At 50.0% G+C, this 2800-nt stretch carries 4 protein-coding genes; all 4 read left to right on the forward strand.

The genetic code is table 11. The features are described from left to right. Positions 1–234 precede the first annotated feature (234 nt). Entirely contained in the window at positions 235–546 is a 312-nt protein-coding gene (locus tag Q0231_RS15495; RefSeq protein ID WP_299348955.1) for a DUF1330 domain-containing protein, read from the forward strand. Between the two features lie 176 nt (positions 547–722). Continuing rightward, positions 723–1475, forward strand: a complete 753-nt coding sequence (locus tag Q0231_RS15500; protein WP_269394844.1) for a YebC/PmpR family DNA-binding transcriptional regulator — start codon at positions 723–725, stop codon at positions 1473–1475. Between the two features lie 33 nt (positions 1476–1508). Further along, complete coding sequence (locus Q0231_RS15505) at positions 1509–1907, forward strand: hypothetical protein (protein ID WP_299348957.1); 399 nt, start codon at positions 1509–1511, stop codon at positions 1905–1907. Between the two features lie 78 nt (positions 1908–1985). After that, on the forward strand, positions 1986–2800 hold an 815-nt coding region (locus tag Q0231_RS15510; RefSeq protein WP_299348959.1), incomplete at its 3' end, for a DUF1775 domain-containing protein.

The following is a 2800-nucleotide window of genomic DNA, read 5'->3' on the forward strand; positions in this document are numbered from 1 at the left end:
ATAGAAGGGTTTAGCACCTCGGGGTATTTCAGTTTTAAGGCAAAAGCCATTTCACGCGAGGCGTTTAACGTCTCATTCTTACTACCAAATAACACGAGACCTTAATCGCCTCGCGTGTCTGCATTTTTCACATTGAACCTTGCCGAAAATTTCGTGCGGGGGCATTGGTGTTTCTTGCCCCATTGGAGGTGACAAATGGGCAATGCTGTGCACATGTTTTCAGGGAAAAAAGCAATGAGGAAATTGATGACTGATTATTATGTGATTGTGGATGTGCAAATCGACAAGCCAGAGGAATATAAAGAATATATGGCGCTGGCCCGTCCTGCAGTTGAGAAATTTGGCGGTGAATACCTGGTGCGCGGTGGGGCGTTCAATGTGGTTGAAGGTACGCACTTGCAGCCGCGCCGGTTGGTGATGCTCAAGTTCCCGTCAAAACAAAACTTTGATGATTTCTACGCCTCCGATGATTATCAAAAAGCAAGGGCGGTGCGCTTGCCCTTAAGTGACATGACGATGATCGGTGTTGAAGGTTTTGCAGATTGAGGCTTATTTGGCTTTGATCACACTCAAACATTCCAAATTTGAAAGCCAACTTGACCTAGCGCAAAGTTTGTTGCGGGAACCATGGTTAGAAACAGCGTCGAGAGGCTTTATTTTGTGCTGGCGACGCCATATAAGATGCGAAATCAGTTCAACCAATTAGGGGGATGACCGAAGACATGGCCGGCCATTCACAATTTTCAAATATTATGCACCGCAAGGGGCGTCAGGATAAACTGCGCTCTAAGATGTTCTCTAAATTCTCAAAGGAAATCACGGTTGCCGCGAAAAGTGGCTTGCCTGATCCGGATATGAACCCGCGCTTGCGCTTGGCGATTCAAAACGCCAAATCGCAATCTATGCCCAAGGACAATATTGAGCGCGCGATTAAAAAAGCTGTCGGTGGTGACGCTGAGTCTTATGATGAAATCCGCTACGAGGGCTATGGCCCGGGCGGTGTTGCGGTTATCGTTGAGGCTTTGACCGACAATAGAAACCGGACCGCATCTACTGTACGTTCCACATTCTCAAAAAATGGCGGCGCGTTGGGTGAAACGGGCTCGGTTGGCTTTATGTTCGATCGTGTTGGCGAAATCACTTATGACGCTGAAGCAGGCGACGCAGACACGTTGATGGATGCCGCGATTGAAGCGGGTGCTGAAGACTGTCAGTCTGACGAAAATGGTCACACGATCATTTGCGCGTTTGAAGATATGAATGAAGTTTCTACAGCGCTTGAAAAAGCACTTGGCGAGCCAAAATCTGTCAATCCGATTTGGAAACCGCAAAACAATGTGCCGGTGGATGCTGAAAAGGGTGCGACCCTGATGAAGCTCATCGAAACATTGGAAGATGATGATGACGTGCAAAATGTGTACGCCAACTTTGAAATGTCTGAAGAGGTGATGGCCCAACTCTCTGCTGAAGACTAAGCCTTACTGCATTAAGACAAAGGAACGATTTTGATGATGGGCAATTGGCTCAAGCAAATGAAAGGGATGTTGCGATTGTCGCGTGCTGAACGTGCGTTGACGCTTGCCATATTCCTTTTGTTTCAAGCCATGTTGCCCAGCTATGCTGGTGCGCTGTCCGAATGGTCTGGCGAAGACCGTTTGGTGCTCTGTACAGCGCATGGCTTGATCGCTGTTGATCCATCAGATCGTTCTGAAACTGTTCTTGAAGGCGAGACCTTGTGTCTCGTCGCTCAATCAGCCGCTGCGGATTTGGCCCAAGCGCCAATCGCACCGCAATTTGACCAGCCGGATTTGGACGCTTCTCCTTTGGTCCTGCCCCAGTTGTTTGTTGCGCGACGCGGTTTGCAGCTTTCGCCACATGCGCCAAGAGCCCCTCCTGTAAGCTCGTAGGCACTCCAAAATTAAACAGCATGACCCGAAGCGACAGCCCACGATGCTGCGCGAATTACGAAATTACAGGAATTCAAAATGTCTAAATCAATCTTGAAAGCTGCGTTGGGCGCGGCCACTTTTGCTGCCACATTGAGCGCTGGTGCTGCGTTTGCACATGCCTCCCTTGAGGTGAAAACAGCGCAAGCTGACAATTACTTCAAAGCGGTAATGCGGGTGCCACACGGCTGCGATGGCCAGGCAACAAATGACGTCATTATTGAATTGCCGCACGGCTTTTACGGCGCAAAGCCAATGGCCCATCACGGGTTTGAGATGAAAGTGGAAAAAGGCGCTTACGAGCAACCGATCACTTTGCATGGCAAAGAATCAACTGAAGGCGTGCGCAAAGTCATTTGGTCAGGGGGCGTGGTTGAAAACTGGGCCTATGACGAATTTGTGGTGTTTGGCCGCATCGGCAACGTTGCCGCTGGTGACACGCTTTATTTCAAAACCACACAATTGTGCGGCACTGAGGGCAAAGTTGAATGGAATGAAATCCCCGTTATGGGCCAAGATCGTCCAAAGCATCCGGCGCCTGCTTTGAACATTGTGGCAAATCCAAATGCGCACGCTGGCCACGCAATGCCAGCGCCAAAGTCCGATACAATGGCGACTATGGGCCAGATGTTGATGGCCGGTGATGTGAGCATTGAAAAGGCCTGGACCCGGGCAACGCCAAACGGCGCGCCAGCAGGCGGTGCATTTATGACCTTGACCAACAAGGGCCATATGGCGGATCGATTGGTCGGCGCCTCTTCTGATGTGGCCAAAGCGGTTGAAGTGCATGAAATGAGCATGGACAATGGCGTGATGAAAATGGCGCAACTTAAAGATGGTTTGGTGATTGAGCC

The organism is uncultured Maritalea sp. (assembly GCF_937139385.1).
In the GTDB taxonomy this organism is placed as follows: Bacteria; Pseudomonadota; Alphaproteobacteria; order Rhizobiales; family Devosiaceae; genus Maritalea; species Maritalea porphyrae_A.

Bases quoted from the DNA above. Each gene is read 5' to 3' on its own strand.
- Q0231_RS15495 (WP_299348955.1), top strand. From the start codon at position 235: ATGAGGAAATTGATGACTGATTATTATGTGATTGTGGATGTGCAAATC.
- Q0231_RS15500 (WP_269394844.1), top strand. From the start codon at position 723: ATGGCCGGCCATTCACAATTTTCAAATATTATGCACCGCAAGGGGCGT.
- Q0231_RS15505 (WP_299348957.1), top strand. From the start codon at position 1,509: ATGATGGGCAATTGGCTCAAGCAAATGAAAGGGATGTTGCGATTGTCG.